This is a genomic window from Actimicrobium sp. CCI2.3, from assembly GCF_035019065.1.
GTDB lineage: Bacteria > Pseudomonadota > Gammaproteobacteria > Burkholderiales > Burkholderiaceae_D > Actimicrobium.
This window is the reverse complement of sequence record NZ_JASJWR010000005.1, coordinates 42,943-60,015: the sequence shown is the minus strand read 5'-3', so window position 1 is coordinate 60,015 and position 17,073 is coordinate 42,943. Positions and strand designations below refer to the sequence as shown.

The following is a 17,073-nucleotide window of genomic DNA, read 5'->3' as shown; positions in this document are numbered from 1 at the left end:
GAACTGAGCCCGCATTATAAAGCAGCGATGCCCCTGAACCCATTGTCACAGGCGGCAAAAAACGGTCCGTAATCCCTTGCAATCCTACGTGAAGGAGCACCGCAATGACGCCGCCAACCATTGCCATTGTTTGCACTGTACGTAACCCGAGTCCGTCTTTTACTACCTGGGTTCATCACCATTGCCAACTGGTCGATCGGTTGTATATCTACCTGGATAGTCCGACCGAAGCCGATTTTTCGGCGGTCCCGGCCGATCCCGCGGTGTGCACTTCGACGGGTGCACGGAAGAGCGATTTTTCGGGGCCATCTGGTGTGATGCAGCGCCAATGCAAGAACGTACTGCATGCATTGACGAAGTGCGTGATCGATGGGATTGACTGGTTGATTCACATTGATTCCGACGAGTTGATTTATTCGCCGGAACAGAATCTGAAAAAATATTTTTATCAGGTCGATTCAAAGGTTAGCTGTGTCCGATTCATTAATCATGAGGCGGTCAGTACCTATGAAGCTAAAAATCTGTTCAAGGAGCAGAAATTATTCAAGAAAAATCAGGACTTCAGGATGCCGGATGATGCCCCTCCAGTTGATAAGGATTGTTTATTTCTGGGTTATATGAATGGAAAGTCTGCCGTACGAGTCGAGAAGTGCATATGCCCGAAAGGTCCTCATGAATTTAAAGTAATGGATGGTGAGGTGATACTTGAAGAGGGAATCTGTATTCTTCATTATATGAGTGCTACGTATAATGATTGGCTGAAAAAATGCGCTGAACTGGGTGATTTTCCCTCTTTCTGGCGTGATGATTTGCAGCGGCCTATGAACGGGACATTTTTAGTTTTAAGTCGTGATATCTACCGTTATGCAAAGCAATCTGGTGATTGGAAAATGGCGAGTGATTTTTATCGTCGATTTTTAATTTCTGAATCAGATGCAAAGGAATTGATAAAAAAAGGAAAGTTATTGTCTTTTGATGTATTCGCAGAAAATAATAAATCTTCCGAATGTAATTTTCATAAAGATAACTATTTAAATACTATTAGTAAAGTGCTGTGAGGCCGTTCATAAAAAATCTGTATTTGGCAGGTAAAAAGGGGAGTTAATTTTTATTTCTTGCTAATTGGCAGCCCAATTAAAGGATAAAATTATGGTTTCGAAAGATGCCGCATCATATAATTGGGTACTCCTCTTACCTGCCGGAAAAGTTATTCCAAAAATTATTCATCAAATCTATTTTTCAAAAAATGCCATGCCGGAAAATCTTAAAAATAACACGGCACGTTTGCAAATAATGAATCCGGAATGGGAGCATCGGCTATACGACATGGACCGGATGGTTGATTTTATCCTCATGCATTATGGTGAGCGAATGTTGAGTTATTTTTTGCGCATTAGCCCGAAATATGGCGCTGTCAAGGCGGATTTATTTCGTTATTTGATGATGTACCAGTGCGGTGGCGTTTATCTGGATATAAAAAGTACGCTCAGCGTACCATTGAATGATATCGTAAAAAGCGACGATCATTATTTGCTTTCTCACTGGAGAAACAAACAAGGAGAAAAATTTCATGACTGGGGAATGCACGGTGAAATAAGTTTTACTGGTGCAGGAGAATTTCAGCAGTGGCATATTATTGCCGAACCCGGTCATCCATTTTTGAGAGCGGTGATTGAGCGCGTCATATCGAATATTGACCAATACAAGAGCAGTACCAATGGGGTCGGATTTCATGGCGTAATGCGACTTGCCAGTGGTATTCCCTACACCTTGGCTATCTGGCCACTACTTGAGAAATTTCCATATCGACTTGTCGATAGCCAGTTCGAACTCGGTCTCGTCTACAGCATTTTTGAAAAAACGTGGCAGTCCCATAATGAGTTATTTGGAGATGCGGATTATCGTTACCAAATAGAACCAATAATTATAGGGCAGTAGAAATATCTTTATGGGTAATCAGTACGGTTGGTAAAGGAATGCTTATGCTTCAATTCTGACTGGTTTTATTTAAAATGGCGGCTATTGTAATGCCGGTTATTTTGAATAATTGGAAAAGGGACATGAAATGAGCGAGTGGGCGATAATGTTTATCCGTCATGGCAGGTAAAGTAAATCTCAACGATGGCAGTTGACTTGCTTGAAAGGCGTAATCAAACAAGAATGATTTCGCAGCGGATGGTTAAGGTCTGATTTTGCAGGTAGAATCCAGCCACGCCGTATCACACGGTAGCAACACATCAACACCAAGCTAGGGGTCCTGAGCGCAATCCATTCGCGCTCGGGTGAGAAATACCCTTGAACCTGATCTGGATAATGCCAGCGAAGGGAAGCTACGGAACACACACCACGTTCCGCCATTCCTTCGCTTTTTCGCTCAAGCAAAGGAACACCATGAACGACAAAGCTCCCTTCATCAAAACCAGCGTCAATGCCAAGTTCGACGCCAGCACGGCCATCGTCGACGAAGCCGCCGTCCAGCCACTACCCAATTCCAGCAAGTTTTACGTGCAAGGTTCGCGTCCCGACTTGCGCGTGCCGATGCGCAAGATCGTCCAGTCCGATACCGCCGCATCGTTCGGCGCAGAGAAAAATCCGGCGATCTATGTCTACGATACGTCCGGACCGTACACCGATCCGGACGCCGTCATCGATATTCGCAGCGGTCTCTCGACACTTCGTTTGCCATGGATTCTCGAGCGCAATGACACCGAAGAACTCGCCGGTCCGTCGTCAGCCTATGGCATCGAAAGGCTCAATGACCCGACGCTGGCCGAGCTGCGCTTCAACCTCAAGCGCACGCCGCGCCGCGCACTGGCTGGCAAAAACGTCAGCCAGATGCACTACGCGCGTCAGGGCATCATCACGCCCGAAATGGAATATGTTTCCATCCGCGAAAACATGCGCAGGCGCGAGTACCTCGACGAGCTCAAAGAGTCCGGTCCGATGGGCAACCGGTTGGCCGAACTGATGGGTCGCCAGCATCCGGGCCAATCGTTCGGTGCCTCGATCCCCGCCGAGATCACGCCCGAATTTGTCCGCTCCGAAATCGCCCGTGGCCGCGCCATCATTCCCGCCAACATCAACCATCCTGAAATCGAACCGATGATCATCGGCCGTAATTTCCTGGTGAAGATCAACGCCAATATCGGCAACTCCGCGGTGACGTCATCGATCGGCGAAGAGGTCGAAAAAATGACCTGGGCGATCCGCTGGGGTGGCGATAACGTGATGGACCTCTCGACCGGCAAGCACATCCACGAAACCCGCGAATGGATTGTGCGCAATTCACCGGTGCCGATCGGTACCGTGCCGCTATACCAGGCACTCGAAAAGGTCAACGGCAAGGCCGAAGACCTGACCTGGGAAATCTTCCGCGATACGCTGATCGAGCAGGCCGAGCAGGGTGTCGACTACTTCACGATCCATGCGGGTGTGTTGCTGCGCTACGTGCCGATGACGGCCAAGCGGCTGACTGGCATCGTTTCGCGCGGTGGCTCGATCATGGCCAAATGGTGTCTGGCGCATCACGAAGAATCGTTTTTGTACACGCACTTCAACGACATCTGCGAGATCATGAAAGCCTACGACGTGTCGTTCAGCCTGGGTGATGGCTTGCGTCCCGGCTCGATTTTCGATGCCAACGATGAAGCGCAGCTGGCCGAACTCAAGACCCTTGGCGAACTCACCCAAATCGCCTGGCAGCATGACGTGCAAGTGATGATCGAAGGTCCGGGTCACGTGCCGATGCACTTGATCAAGGAGAACATGGACCTGCAATTGGAGCAGTGCCATGAAGCGCCGTTCTACACGCTCGGACCGCTGACCACTGACATCGCACCGGGCTACGATCACATCACGTCCGGTATCGGTGCCGCGCAGATCGGCTGGTACGGCACGGCGATGCTGTGCTACGTGACGCCGAAAGAACATCTCGGTTTGCCGAACAAGCAGGATGTCAAGGACGGCATCATCACCTACAAGATCGCCGCTCACGCCGCCGACCTCGCCAAAGGGCATCCGAGTGCGCAGATCCGCGACAACGCCCTTTCCAAAGCGCGCTTCGAGTTTCGCTGGGATGACCAGTTCAATATCGGGCTCGATCCCGACAAGGCGCGCGAATTCCATGATGAAACCTTGCCCAAGGATTCGGCCAAGGTCGCGCATTTCTGCTCGATGTGCGGACCGCATTTTTGCTCGATGAAGATCACGCAGGAGGTGCGTGATTACGCCGCGAAGCAAGGCATCAGCGACATCGCTGCCTTGAAGCAGGGCATGGAAGTCAAGGCGATCGAGTTCGTCAAAAGCGGTGCAGAGCTCTATCGCAAGCAGTGATGGCGGGCACCATGATCGAGATCCAATTGAACGGCGCGCCGCACCGGATCGCGCCGGGCCAGCATCTGCAGGATTTGATGGATGCGCTGGCGCTGGCAAATCAGTCGCTGGCCGTGGCAGTCAATCGCGAAATCGTCCCGCGCGATTTGTGGTCGCTGCGACCGTTGATGTCGCAGGATAAGGTCGACGTGGTGCGAGCGATTGGCGGGGGATGAGGACGCGTCAATGAAGCACTTTTTAAATGGACTCTGACCCTATTTGATAAAAATCAAATTAACTCTGACCCCAATTTATTTTTAAATTGACTCTGACCCTATTTGAGAATTATCAAATTGACTCTGACCCCAATTGATTTTCTACGATTAATTTGACGGGTGAACTTTTCTTGTGTTTTCCTCATAGACAGTGAGGCCGCTGCGTTTGTGGCCTCTTTGCAGGTGTCCTGGTGGTGCCTGTGTTGCTGTCCAATCCTGCGCAAGAAAGGATCATGATGCAAAAAAATGCGTTGCAAAGTCTGCCTGTGAGCTGGCAAAAATGGGTCGTCGAGAATCTGGCCAATGGCTGCGACTCGACGGCGATGGTGACGATCATGGAGCGCGATGGTCCGTTTGATCGGACGCTGGCGCAATACGCGCTGGCCGATGCGCATCGGCAGCGTCACCCCGGCCTGGTCGCTGTGACCAGGCTTCCCGGGATTGATACGGCGACAAACAAGATTGTTTTGCCAGATCGGGTGGTTGATGTGCTGGTGTCGTTATTTATTCCGCGCGTTGTCGTGTTGGGCAATGTGCTTAGCGACAAGGAGTGCGATGCGATCGCCGCCATGACCCGGACACGTTTTGCGCGCTCGACCACGATAGATAATGGTTCGGGCGTCCCTCGGTTCGATGTAAGTCGTACCAGTGAATCCGCATCGATTCAGCGCGATGAGACCGCGCTGATGTCGCGCATCGATGCAAGGCTGGCGGCGTTGTCGGGCTGGCCGGTTGATCATGGCGAGCCGTTGCAATTGCAAAAGTACCAGGCGGGCAATGAATACCGTCCGCATTTCGACTGGTTCGATCCTGCCCTTCCGGGGGCGGCTAAACATCTGGAAAAAAGTGGACAGCGGCTCGGTACCATCATTCTGTATCTGACCGATGTGGAGGAGGGCGGTGCGACCTCGTTCCCGTCCATCGGACTGGATGTCTTTCCGCAAAAAGGAGGTGCCCTGTTTTTTTGCAACACGACGCCGGACGGCTCGCCCGAACAAAAAACCTTGCACGCCGGGTTGCCCGTTGTAAAAGGGACCAAAATTATTGCCAACAAATGGCTGCGAGAAAAGCCGTATTGAAACGCGCAGAAGGGTACGATGACGCCGTACCCGTTTTGCCTTAACCGAACTGTTTTTGAATCCATTCCATGACTGCTGACGCCTATCACGACACGCCCCTCCTTATCGCCGGCACCACGTACCGGTCTCGCCTTCTGGTCGGTAGCGGAAAATACCGCGATCTAGACCAGACCCGCGATGCCACCGAAGCCAGTGGCGCAGAAATCATTACCGTAGCGATCCGTCGCGTCAATATCGGCCAGGATCCGAATGCACCCAATCTGCTGGATGTGCTGCCGCCATCGCACTACACGATCCTGCCCAACACCGCCGGATGCTACAACGCCGCCGATGCGGTCTACACATTGCAGCTCGCGCGGGAATTGCTGAATGGACGCACGCTGGTCAAACTTGAAGTATTAGGCGACGACAAGACGCTGTTCCCCAACATGCCCGAAACCCTGAAAGCGGCCGAGACGCTGGTGCGCGACGGTTTCGACGTGATGGTCTATTGCAGCGATGATCCGATCCAGGCCAAATTGCTGGAACAGATTGGTTGTGTTGCAGTGATGCCGCTGGCGTCGCTGATTGGCTCCGGCATGGGCATTCTCAATCCCTGGAATTTGTCGCTGATCATCGAGCAGGCCACGGTGCCAGTGCTTGTCGATGCCGGCGTCGGAACTGCTTCGGACGCCGCGATTGCGATGGAGCTCGGTTGCGATGGCGTACTGATGAATTCGGCGATTGCCGGTGCGCGCGACCCGGTGCGCATGGCGCACGCGATGCGACTGGCAATTCAGGCTGGCCGTCACGCGTATCTGGCAGGCCGCATGCCGAAACGCTTTGTCGCTTCGCCGTCGTCGCCCATGCAAGGCCGACCCGCATGACACGACCTTGCGTGCTGGTCTTTGCCGGTTCGGATCCCAGCGGGGGTGCCGGTATCCAGGCCGACATCGGCAGCGTCGGCGCGATAGGAGCGCATGCGCTGGCGCTGATTACCGCGCTGACAGTGCAGGACAACGACCGCGTGCACGCAGTCTATCCGGTGCCGGCGCGCTGGCTGCAGCAACAGGCGCAGGCGCTGATCGACAAGATCGATATTGCCGCCGTCAAGATCGGCGTGATCGGCAACCTTGCCAATGCCGCGGTCATCGTCGAGGTGATTCGATCGCTGCGTGCGCGCAATCCGGATTTGCCCGTGGTACTTGACCCGGTCCTGTCCAGCGGTCACGGCGATCCCCTGACGACCGACAATGCGGCCCTGATGCTGGCAGAACTGATTCCGCTGGCAACGCTACTTACCCCCAATTTGCCTGAAGCCGCCATCCTCTGCGCCGGCGACCGGCGTGCCGAGCAACAGGTGGATACCTTGCTACAACTGGGTTGCCGCCATGTGCTGCTCAAAGGTGGTCACGGTACGGATGCGCAGGTGGTCAATCGCTGGTACACCGACGGTGCCAGCCGCAGCTGGAGCTGGCCGCGTTTGCCGGGCGAATTCCATGGCAGCGGCTGCACGCTCGCCGGGGCGATTGCCGGTGCACTGGCCTGCGGCTTGCCGATGGAAGCCGCGCTCGATGTCGCTCAGGGATTTTGTCATCGCACACTGGAGCAGTCGTTTGCCATCGCCACCGGCCAACGCATCCCGAACCGCCATATCGCATGGAACCAGAATAACGCCAAGGACCATTCATGAACGGACTCTACCTCGTCACGCCCGACTGGGACGATACCGAGCGGCTGTTGCAAGTCACCGAACAGGCGCTGATGGGTGGCGCCGCACTCGTGCAATATCGTCACAAGACGGCCGATGCGGCACAACGCCTGACGCAAGCCCGCGCCTTGCTGGCGCTATGCCGATGCTTTGCGTGCCCGCTGATCATCAACGATCACGCCGACCTGTGCCTCGCGCTCGATGCTGACGGTGTGCATGTGGGTGGCACCGATGCCAGCGTCGCGCAACTGCGTGACCTGCTTGGGCCGGACAAGATCGTCGGCGCGTCCTGTTACGGCGACTTGCAACTGGCGTACCACGCGCAACGCAGTGGTGCCAGCTATGTCGCCTTCGGTGGTTTCTATCCATCACGGGTCAAGCAATACCCTGTCACGACCGCGCCGGAGATCATTGCGCAAGCGCGTGCAGTGATGGATCTGCCGGTGGTGGTCATTGGCGGGATGACGGTCGACAATGCTCGACCGCTCGTGGCACAGGGCGCGCAGATGGTGGCAGCAATTAGTAGTGTGTATGGCGCGATCGATCCCCGTCATTCTGCGAGAGCGTTGTGCGATTTGTTTACCTGACAGGCAATTGACCGGCATCACCAGGATAAAAAAACAGTGCCCGCCGCAACAGTCAATGACTGCCGGCCATTTTATCGGTCGATAGCAAACGACGATCGGCCAGAACAATTACACGTTCAACCGGACATCACGACAGGCCTCAACCGACTGGACGCAGCGCCGTTTGCCGGGGAAGTGACTTCGATGAACATGCCGTTACGTTAAAACGCGATCGTCGGACTATCAATTCGATCTGATTCGAGAAAATTTACTGATACACCGCGAATGGAATCGGTCAGGCCGCGACAGGTCCACTTTTTCGTTCCGCCTTCCGGCTCTTTTTTCTTGAAGTTCTCACTTCTCTGGAACTTGACAAATATATTTGCTACTTATTTCATAAGAGCGCTCTCCAAGTCACTTGGAAATTATGTATGGAATGCGTCATCTCAAGAGATTGCGAGATATGCGATCACATTTAACATTAATAACTGGGTTATTTTTTTGGGATAAAAATCATGGCATCCACCACATCAATTTCATCTACACCTTCACCTTCACCTTCACCCTCACCTGTATCGAACGAAGCCAGCGTTAGTAGCAGTTCTCAGTCATCCACTCCAGCGAGCAGCACAACTACTACTTCCTCAGGGGATATTGATTCCGGCAAACAATCTCAAGCTAATAAGGGTGACAATTCTTCACCAAGTGACTCTACCGACAGCCAGGCAAATGATTCGACGTCGAAATCATTGGCGCAAAGAATTTTGGACGCGTTAAGCAGTTTTTTTAACTCAGGCAGTTCTAGCAGCAGCACAACAACCATCACGGTAACCGAATCACCAGGTCAAAGTTCAAGCATCACGATAACCCAATCACCAGTTGATGCTGCCGCGCCTACGCCTGCGCCTGTACCTACGCCTGCGCCCGCACCTGCACCTGCGCCCGCACCTGCACCTGCGCCCGCACCTGCACCCGCACCTGCGCCCGCACCTGCACCCGCACCTGCGCCCGCACCTGCACCTGCGCCCGCACCTGCACCTGCACCCGCACCTGCACCTGCACCCGCACCCGCACCCGCACCTGCACCCGCACCTGCACCCGCACCTGCACCCGCCGCGCCTGCGCCCGCCGCGCCTGCGCCCGCCGCGCCTACTACGATAAACGCTGCGTTACCAGCCGATAAAATGGAGCCCAAAGAAGCTGCAGAAGAGTTACTTAGCGGGCTCGATTGGGATAACCATCATTTTTGGACTAAAAGCCAGTTATTAGAAAAGGCAAATGATCCAAATACTGATTCGAAGTTGAGAGGAGCAATAAAATGCCTTGTAATAGACCATCCTGAAGAATTTGCTAAAATGGATACAAATAATACGGGTGGTAGAGACGATAAACTTTCTGTGGGAAATGTAAAAACTTATATTAAAGATCCAAAAATTCAAGGTGAATATAGTTCAAAGAATGAATTTAACTACGGCCTTCAGAATGATACAGCGTTGATCGACTATCTTAATAAGATGGATTTTAGTCATTGGAATAAGCAGAATACTGTATATAATTCTTCGCTATGGACTCGGGGAGATGTGCTCTGGCTATTGAATAGCGGGCAAGTTAAGAATGAAAAAGACAAAGCTGCGTTTAGATTGCTACTTGAAAAGCCAGAAATTGCTAGTTATGTAAATGAACTTGCCTACAATGGTACATGGACAAAATAAAATCGATTCACAAATAAAAAATAGGCTCAGCAACGAGTAAATGCTATTTTAAAATAAAAATAAATAATAAAAGTTTGTATCAAAATAGAATAAAGAACGTTTCTTCCATATTAATGCCATTCAGTTAGCCTCTGAGTGGCATTTTTTTCATGAAAAATCCGGTTGTTAATTAATTCGTACGCTGTATTCAGTTGTGCGTTACGCCGAATTGTCTGGTGCAGCCCCTAAAATGGAATCAGTCAGAACTCGACAGGCTACTCTCCCGTCCCGTCTGACGCCTTTTTTTCTGAAGGTTTCACTTTTTTGGAACTTGATAAAACCAGGGGTCACTTACTTTATAAGTGCGCTTTCCACGTCATCTGGATGTTCTGAGTGGAATGAGTCATTTCATGAGGTCACAAAATATGTGACCATATTTAATACTGATAACTTGTTTCTATTTTTGGGGTAAAAATCATGAAGAATAACGCGATATCCAAAGGTGCACCGGCAGTGAAGAAAGGCAGCAGTGATGACGGTAGTGAAACGGATTATGTTTTCTTTTCTGCCTCAAAGAGTAGTGATAGCAAGTTGATAACCCTCACTGTGGAGAAGGACGTTAATGGGGAACAGTCTTCGTCTTCCTTCATTGGGGACGAGAAAACTTTAGCTGCTAAGCTCGATATTGACAACAAATCATCTTATGACCAAAAGCATAAAAAACCGGATGCTGGTTCGCCGACATTATTTGACGATCTGCTCGCAAAGGTTTCCGTTATGTTTGGCATGTCGAGCACATCTGCGCACGATGAAAAAGTTGATGTAAAAACAGAGGGGAAATCTAAAAAAAGTTCGGCCGAGCAAGAAAAAAGCGAACCATCAGATAAAAAAGTGAAACGCGAACCAACAGATGCAAAAGGGGAGGCCAAATCAACAGATAAAAAAGAGGAACCCAAATCACCAGATAAAAAAGAGGACCACAAATCAAAAAAGGTTGAACAAGATAAAACGCTAGCGGCCAATATGAGCTTCAGACAAGCTGTTCGCTGGTTACAGCGTACGGGCGGCGCCTGGAATCCAGAGCGTTTAAGGAATACGGCAAATGATCCAAAAGCTAGTACTGAACTTAGAGCAGCGTGTCAAAAAGTTATAGATAATCCACAGGAATTTAAAAAAATATGCCTGGATAATGGGGGGAGTCATCTTGATGTAGCTCTTCCTAGTAATTTCAAGACATATTTGGAAGATCCAGTTAAGTCAACTACTACAAACGAGTCTGATCCGTCCGCGCCAATTGTTAAAAATTCTGCTCTCGGGACCTACCCAATGGGTGCGGAAGCCGCTGCCAGACTATTAGCTGAGGTTCTTCCGGTCGACACCTCCTTCACAAGGGATGATTTGATAAAATTAAGAAATAACTCGAATATTAGTGAGAGTGAAAGAGTAGCGTTAGATTTCTATATAGATAATGACAATGAATTCGCAAGTGTGGATGCAATGGGTACCGGCGTCATAGACAATAAAGTTAATAAACTAGCCTTCCTCGCATATGCGAACCAGTTAGCTCCGGCTGTTCCTCCATCCGCGCCAACGCCTCCATCCGCGCCAACGCAAACGCTCACAGCCACGCCACCAGAAATGTCAGAACACGATGCTACTTGGACTTTGGCTAATGACCTTGATTGGAGCCATAACTACAGTGAGCAAGAATTAATAGACTTAGAAAATGCGGCTACTACTTCTTCTACTTTAAAATCAGCGATATCGACTATTGTAAATACTCCAGGCTTATTCAATAAGATAGATGGTATCCAGACGGCAGCGGATGGTACCATTTCCAAGCATGATTTAGAACTTGATTCGAAGGCTTCTTTAGACACCAAGCTGCCAGCCACCCAAATGACAGGTCCGGCCGCTGCTAAAATTTTAAGTGAGCAGCTTGATTGGAGTTCACCTTGGACTTATCAAAAGATGTTAGATAAAGCAAACGATCCAAAAACAAATGCGGATTTGAGAGGAGCGTTAGAATATTTCATAAATAATAAACTTGAATTCAATAACCTGGATATGGCTAATAAACCAGGTCAGATGGACGGTATGATTGCTCAAGACGATGCCAATAAATTTGCGGGCACGTCAACTGGATCTCCGGAATTAAAATCTCCGGAATCAAAAGGTGGTTTTGTATGGTGATGTACTTTAGTAGTTGAACTCTTCGGTTAAGAGGAGCCACCTGATGAAGATCCAATCAAGCAACAATAAAAGAAGCTATAAGTACGTCTCTTAGTTGAACGTAAACGATCACCCAGCGGTGTAATTGCGCCGTTGGGTGATGTCGTATAAAACAGAGCACAACGGATTGCTGGCGAAGTGAATTTTGCAGAGGCGGGGAGGGTGTTCATGCGTCATGCGCTGCAACACATAGGGCAGTCATGCGGATCGACGTCGTGCAGACAGCAAGCCTCAATCAGGCTTTGCATGATGTCGATGTGTTTAGCTCCCGGCCCGGTTCAATTGAACAGCCAGTTTTTCTGTTCCATCGGGATGACGCGCAGGGCGCGCGCCAGATGACTGGTATCGATCGGGTACGTCCGGGTGATCAAGAGGAAAACTTCGAGGCCAGCACGCCGTTCACGTTGCGATGCGAGCGCACCGGTGAAGAGGCTGCCGGGTAAAAAGCCCTGTCGTCAGAACTGCTTGTCGATCCAGGCAAAGAACTACTGGACGGCGGACTTACTGGTTGACGATGACGTCGCTGAGTGTTCGCGTACGCACTGGAAACGGCATCGCGCCGAATTTTCCGGGGCCGGCCGTGCTTGGAAACTCCGGAGCAGGCAACCGCATCCGCAGCTGGGCATGGCGGCTATAATCAACCGATGCAAAATCTCCTTCACAACCTCAATACCGAACAACTCGCCGCTGTCACCTTGCCCGCCCAGCATGCACTGATCCTCGCTGGTGCCGGTTCCGGCAAAACCCGTGTGCTGACGACCCGCATCGCCTGGCTGATCCAGACCGGGCAGGTCGCGCCGAACGGCGTGCTGGCGGTGACGTTCACCAACAAGGCCGCCAAGGAAATGACGCTGCGCCTGTCGACGATGATGCCGATCAGCACGCGCGGGATGTGGATCGGTACATTCCACGGCTTGTGCAACCGGCTCTTGCGCGCGCATCATCGCGATGCCGGTTTGCCGCAGACTTTTCAGATTCTCGATTCTTCGGATCAACTGTCGATGATCAAGCGCATGCTCAAGGCGCTCAATGTCGACGATGAGAAATTCCCGCCGCGCAATCTGATGTATTTCATTAACGGTGCCAAGGATCAGGGCCTGCGTGCCAAGGATGTCGATGCCAGCGATGATTACAATCGCCGCCTGGTCGAGCTGTACGACTACTACGACAACCAGTGTCAGCGCGAAGGCGTGGTGGATTTTGCCGAACTGCTGTTGCGCACCTACGAGCTGATGAGCCGCAACCAGCCGCTGCGCGAGCATTATCAGGCACGCTTCAAGCACATCCTCGTCGATGAATTCCAGGACACCAATAATCTGCAATACAACTGGCTCAAGCTGATGGCCGGCAAGCGCGGTGCCGTGTTTGCGGTGGGCGATGATGACCAGAGCATCTATGCTTTTCGCGGTGCCAATGTCGGCAACATGTCGGCGTTCGAGCGCGAATTCGATGTGCAGAACCTGATCAAGCTCGAGCAGAACTATCGCTCGCACGGCCACATCCTCGATACCGCCAACCTGCTCATTGCCAACAACACCAAGCGCCTCGGCAAGAACCTGCGCACCGACGCCGGTCATGGCGAGCCGGTGCGGATTTTTGAGTCGACCAGTGATTTGCTCGAAGCGCAATGGATCATCGAAGAAGCCAAGAGCCTCATCAATGAAGGATCGCTGCGCAGCGAGATCGCGGTGCTGTACCGCTCGAACGCGCAATCGCGCGTGATCGAACATGCGCTGTTCTCGGCCGGGATTCCGTACAAGGTGTACGGCGGCCAGCGCTATTTCGAGCGTGCCGAAGTCAAAAGCGCGATCGCCTATTTGCAGCTGATGGATAACTTGCACAACGACTCTGCTTTTTTACGCGTCGTCAATTTTCCGACCCGCGGCATCGGTGCGCGCTCGCTGGAGCAATTGCAGGATGCGGCCCGCGCACACAATCTGTCGCTGTACGCAGCAGTGCCGCATGTGGCCGGCAAGGCCGGTTCGTCGCTCGCCGGGTTTATCCGGCTCATTGAAAGTACGCGTTTTGAAACCGCTCAGCTGGCCTTGCCGGAGATGGTCAATGTGGTGCTGGCGGCCAGTGGCCTGATTGCGCATTACCGCAACGAGAAGGAAGGCGCCGACCGTGTCGAGAATCTGGAGCAACTGGTCAATGCGGCCACCGTTTTCGTCAACGAAGAAGGGTTTGGTCACGATGCACCGGCCTTCCTCGGACCGCAAAGTGCGCCGGTGAGCGGCGCGGCCATCGTGCTCGAAGACGGCTTTGAAGTGCTCGATGCGGATGCGCCGTTGCCGGCGGTGATGTCGCCGCTGTCGGCCTTCCTGTCGCACGCCTCGCTCGAAGCCGGTGACAATCAGGCCAGCGCCGGGCAGGATGCGATGCAACTGATGACGGTGCATTCGGCCAAGGGACTGGAGTTCGATACGGTGTTCATTACCGGTCTGGAAGAAGGCTTGTTCCCGCACGAAAATGCGCAGAAGGAAGAAGCGGGTGTCGAGGAAGAACGACGTTTGATGTATGTCGCGATCACGCGGGCGCGCAAGCGCTTGTACATGAGTTTTTCGCAGACGCGGATGCTGCACGGGCAGACCCGTTACAACCTCAAGTCGCGGTTTTTTGCCGAACTGCCGGAAGAATCGCTGAAGTGGCTGTCGCCGAAAGTGCAGCCGTTTTATCGCTACGACAGTCCGAAGGCCGCGTGGGTTGATGCTCCATCAGGACAGGTGCCGGCGTTAGGCGCGAACCAGAAAGAGCTGGGCTGGCGGATCGGCGAGTCGGTGGTTCATGCCAAGTTCGGTGAAGGGGTGATCATCAATATCGAAGGCGGTGGCATGAATGCGCGTGCGCATATTAATTTTGGCCGGCACGGGATGAAGTTGCTGGATTTGAGTATTGCGAAGCTGGATAAGGTGGCTTGAGGGCGGTGCTGGGCGGCGGTGCAATAACCGCAGGGCATTGCACCGCCTGACTCCGTCTCAGGCATCCACATCAATCACCGCCGCCACCGGCTGCTCGGGTGCCGGGAATACGTCGGTATAGGTGATGTAGAACGAGCTGTACAACACCACCGTCAACAGCATCGATAGCGGCATCATCACCATCACGATCAGACTGGCGCTGTTGAACATCAGTGCCAGCACCAGACTGACCATGGTCGGAATCACGACGCCGACTGCAACCCACGCCAGGCCGTACACCAAGAAGGCCCGATACTGCTGCCGTACGGCAAAGAAGCTGTAAAACACCGCTTTGCTCACGCTCATTTTTTGCCAGGCGACCAGGGGCGCGGCATACCAGAATGCCATCCCGGCAGGCAAATACACCAGCGCCGCGGCGAGGATGGCAAGGCCCATGTTCGATTCGCCGACGACGGCCGGGTCCATGCCGGTTTCGCCACTGAGGACTTTCCAGAACACGCCGCCATCGACCAGGACCGAGACCCCGAGTGCCAGCATGCCGACCACGAGTTGCAGCACGCCCAGCGTCAGTAGCGATTTGATCGCCGGTGAGCGGAACGCGGCAAACAGCAGTTTCGGATAGACCCGTTCGCCATTGCGTACTTGCGCGCTGGCCGACAGGAACGCCAGCGAAAAAACCGGTACCAGAATCAGCGGCGCGATCTGGCCGATCACCGGAACGATGCCGATGCCGATCATGATGAACATGTAGCTGATGAAAAGAGTCGAGAGTTCGACCGGCTGTTTGCGAAAGAGGACGAAGCCTTCTTTGAGCCACAGCCAGCCTGTCATTGCAGGAAGATGGGTCATATCAATAAAGAGTGGGTGCAGCAGTGGAAATGCGTTGTTGCAGGATGCGCTTGAAGTGGTCGGGGTCGTGCGGTGTCAGCATTTCGGCCGTGCGCGGCAGATGGAAATCGTATAGCCGCGAGAGCCAGAATCGCAGCGCCGCAGCGCGCAACATCGGTTGCCAGGCGACTTGTTCGCTGGCATTGAATGGTCGTACTGCATGGTAGGCGTCGAGCAGCGCACGCACCCGGTGGTGGTCGAGGACGCCGCTGTCGAGGTCAATGCACCAGTCGTTGACAGTGACCGCGACGTCGAACAGCCAGGTATCACAGCCGGCAAAATAGAAATCAAAAAAGCCGGTCAGGCGTTCGCCATCGAACATGACGTTATTGCGGAACAGGTCGGCATGGATAGGACCGTTCGGTAGTGCCAGGTACGCTTCGGAATCAGCAAAACCTTCCTGAAACTCCATCTCGTCGAGCAGCATGATCATCGCGTCCGGTGCCAGGTAGGACAGCACCGTCGGCACCGTGCTGCGCCACCACTCAAGGCCACGCAAATTGGGCTGGCGGATCGGGAAATCGGCGGCTGCCAGATGCATGCGCGCCAGCATCGCACCGACGGCGGCGCAATGCACCGGTGCCGGATTCATCTCCCACGTTCCTTCGAGCTTGCTGACAATCGCCGCCGGCTTGCCTTGCAATGGCGTGATCAGCGCACCGCTGTTGTTGGCGATCGGTGCCGGCACGGCGACGCCACGCTCGGCCAGATGACGCATCAATTCCAGGTAAAACGGCAATTGCGCGAAGCTGAGTTTTTCGAAGATAGTCAGCACGAATTCACCGCGCTCGGTGTCGATGAAAAAATTGCTGTTTTCAATGCCGGAGGCAATGCCGCGCAGCGCATGGACGGCACCAAGCGGAAACTGGGTGATCCATGCGTCAAGTTCGGTGTGGGTAACGGGAGTAAAGACTGCCATGGCGGGTACAGGTAAAGGCATGCGACGCATCGCAGCACTGGTCAGAAAGCGGGCGCATCGCTGCGCCCGTGAGAATTATTTGGCCGTTGGTAACGGCGGCGGTGGTGCTTCCTGCATCGGCAATGGTTCAACAGACTTGGGTTCTTTCTTGCTGCCCCAGTCGAATTCCTTGACCAGCCATTGCGGTGCCCGCACCGCATTGCTTTGGGCATCGCCCGGCATGGCATTGCCCGGACCAGCACCTTGCTTGACGCGGTAATTGCTACCGCCGCTCTGCACCTGCACTTCGGTCACAACGCCTTGCTCGCGCGTTTGTGTTGTCGTGCTGCGTTCCCGCGGTTTGATCGTGATGTCGGGGCCGCTGCCTTCTTCCAGTCGTTCCAGTTGTGGCGGCGCCTGGTTACTGGTTTGGGCTTGCGCCAGAAGAGGTGCCGCGCTAGCCGCGACACACAGAATAAAACAGGGCAAGAATTTGGAAGTGCGCATGATGGTCGACGCCTGACG

Annotated in this window: 16 protein-coding genes and 1 riboswitch; of the genes, 12 read left to right on the top strand and 4 right to left on the bottom strand. The window is 53.1% G+C overall.

Annotation, left to right across the window (positions count from 1 at the left end; genetic code table 11):
• The first annotated feature begins 104 nt into the window (after nucleotides 1–104).
• The 8 genes from QN370_RS04480 (at nucleotide 105) to thiE (ending at nucleotide 7,942) form a co-directional block, all read left to right on the top strand.
• On the top strand, nucleotides 105–1,058 hold the full coding sequence (locus tag QN370_RS04480) for a glycosyltransferase family 2 protein (RefSeq protein WP_322126414.1): 954 nt from the start codon (nucleotides 105–107) through the stop codon (nucleotides 1,056–1,058).
• A 91-nt stretch (nucleotides 1,059–1,149) separates the two neighbouring features.
• Entirely contained in the window at nucleotides 1,150–1,938 is a 789-nt protein-coding gene (locus tag QN370_RS04475) for a glycosyltransferase family 32 protein (protein ID WP_322126415.1), read from the top strand.
• 302 nt (nucleotides 1,939–2,240) lie between these two features.
• Nucleotides 2,241–2,345: riboswitch (TPP riboswitch) on the top strand.
• 46 nt (nucleotides 2,346–2,391) lie between these two features.
• Nucleotides 2,392–4,332: a phosphomethylpyrimidine synthase ThiC gene (thiC, locus tag QN370_RS04470; protein WP_322126416.1), complete on the top strand. Its 1,941-nt coding sequence runs from the start codon at nucleotides 2,392–2,394 to the stop codon at nucleotides 4,330–4,332.
• 11 nt (nucleotides 4,333–4,343) lie between these two features.
• Nucleotides 4,344–4,547: a sulfur carrier protein ThiS gene (gene thiS / locus QN370_RS04465; RefSeq protein WP_322126417.1), complete on the top strand. Its 204-nt coding sequence runs from the start codon at nucleotides 4,344–4,346 to the stop codon at nucleotides 4,545–4,547.
• Nucleotides 4,548–4,819: 272 nt separating this feature from the next.
• Complete coding sequence (locus tag QN370_RS04460) at nucleotides 4,820–5,665, top strand: 2OG-Fe(II) oxygenase (protein WP_322126418.1); 846 nt, start codon at nucleotides 4,820–4,822, stop codon at nucleotides 5,663–5,665.
• Nucleotides 5,666–5,733: 68 nt separating this feature from the next.
• The gene (locus QN370_RS04455) at nucleotides 5,734–6,531 is read left to right on the top strand and encodes a thiazole synthase (protein WP_322126419.1); all 798 of its coding nucleotides are present in this window, start codon (nucleotides 5,734–5,736) and stop codon (nucleotides 6,529–6,531) included.
• Nucleotides 6,528–7,337 (top strand): hydroxymethylpyrimidine/phosphomethylpyrimidine kinase, encoded by an 810-nt coding sequence (locus QN370_RS04450; RefSeq protein ID WP_322126420.1) that lies wholly within the window; start codon nucleotides 6,528–6,530, stop codon nucleotides 7,335–7,337. The genes QN370_RS04455 and QN370_RS04450 overlap by 4 nt, the downstream gene beginning before the upstream one ends.
• Nucleotides 7,334–7,942 carry a thiamine phosphate synthase gene (gene thiE / locus QN370_RS04445; protein WP_322126421.1) on the top strand — a complete coding sequence of 203 codons (609 nt, stop codon included), beginning with the start codon at nucleotides 7,334–7,336 and terminating at the stop codon, nucleotides 7,940–7,942. The genes QN370_RS04450 and thiE overlap by 4 nt, the downstream gene beginning before the upstream one ends.
• Before the next feature lie 891 nt (nucleotides 7,943–8,833).
• Here the strand turns inward: thiE and QN370_RS04440 are convergent.
• Nucleotides 8,834–9,031 (bottom strand): hypothetical protein, encoded by a 198-nt coding sequence (locus QN370_RS04440; RefSeq protein ID WP_322126422.1) that lies wholly within the window; start codon nucleotides 9,029–9,031, stop codon nucleotides 8,834–8,836.
• 74 nt (nucleotides 9,032–9,105) lie between these two features.
• Between QN370_RS04440 and QN370_RS04435 the strand changes: the two genes are divergently transcribed.
• The 4 genes from QN370_RS04435 (at nucleotide 9,106) to QN370_RS04420 (ending at nucleotide 14,762) form a co-directional block, all read left to right on the top strand.
• Nucleotides 9,106–9,633: a hypothetical protein gene (locus tag QN370_RS04435; protein WP_322126423.1), complete on the top strand. Its 528-nt coding sequence runs from the start codon at nucleotides 9,106–9,108 to the stop codon at nucleotides 9,631–9,633.
• Nucleotides 9,634–10,089: 456 nt separating this feature from the next.
• A complete protein-coding gene (locus QN370_RS04430; protein ID WP_322126424.1) occupies nucleotides 10,090–11,805 on the top strand; it encodes a hypothetical protein in 1,716 nt (571 codons plus the stop codon).
• A 239-nt stretch (nucleotides 11,806–12,044) separates the two neighbouring features.
• Nucleotides 12,045–12,287, top strand: coding sequence for a hypothetical protein (locus QN370_RS04425; protein ID WP_322126425.1), 243 nt, complete (start codon nucleotides 12,045–12,047; stop codon nucleotides 12,285–12,287).
• A 201-nt stretch (nucleotides 12,288–12,488) separates the two neighbouring features.
• On the top strand, nucleotides 12,489–14,762 hold the full coding sequence (locus QN370_RS04420) for a UvrD-helicase domain-containing protein (protein WP_322126426.1): 2,274 nt from the start codon (nucleotides 12,489–12,491) through the stop codon (nucleotides 14,760–14,762).
• Nucleotides 14,763–14,819: 57 nt separating this feature from the next.
• On the opposite strand, the gene QN370_RS04415 is transcribed toward QN370_RS04420, so the two are convergent.
• The 3 genes from QN370_RS04415 to QN370_RS04405 form a co-directional block, all read right to left on the bottom strand.
• Nucleotides 14,820–15,611, bottom strand: a complete 792-nt coding sequence (locus QN370_RS04415; RefSeq protein WP_322126427.1) for a BPSS1780 family membrane protein — start codon at nucleotides 15,609–15,611, stop codon at nucleotides 14,820–14,822.
• Nucleotide 15,612: 1 nt separating this feature from the next.
• A complete protein-coding gene (locus tag QN370_RS04410; protein ID WP_322126428.1) occupies nucleotides 15,613–16,569 on the bottom strand; it encodes a homoserine kinase in 957 nt (318 codons plus the stop codon).
• 75 nt (nucleotides 16,570–16,644) lie between these two features.
• Nucleotides 16,645–17,055, bottom strand: coding sequence for a hypothetical protein (locus QN370_RS04405; protein WP_322126429.1), 411 nt, complete (start codon nucleotides 17,053–17,055; stop codon nucleotides 16,645–16,647).
• Nucleotides 17,056–17,073: the final 18 nt, after the last annotated feature.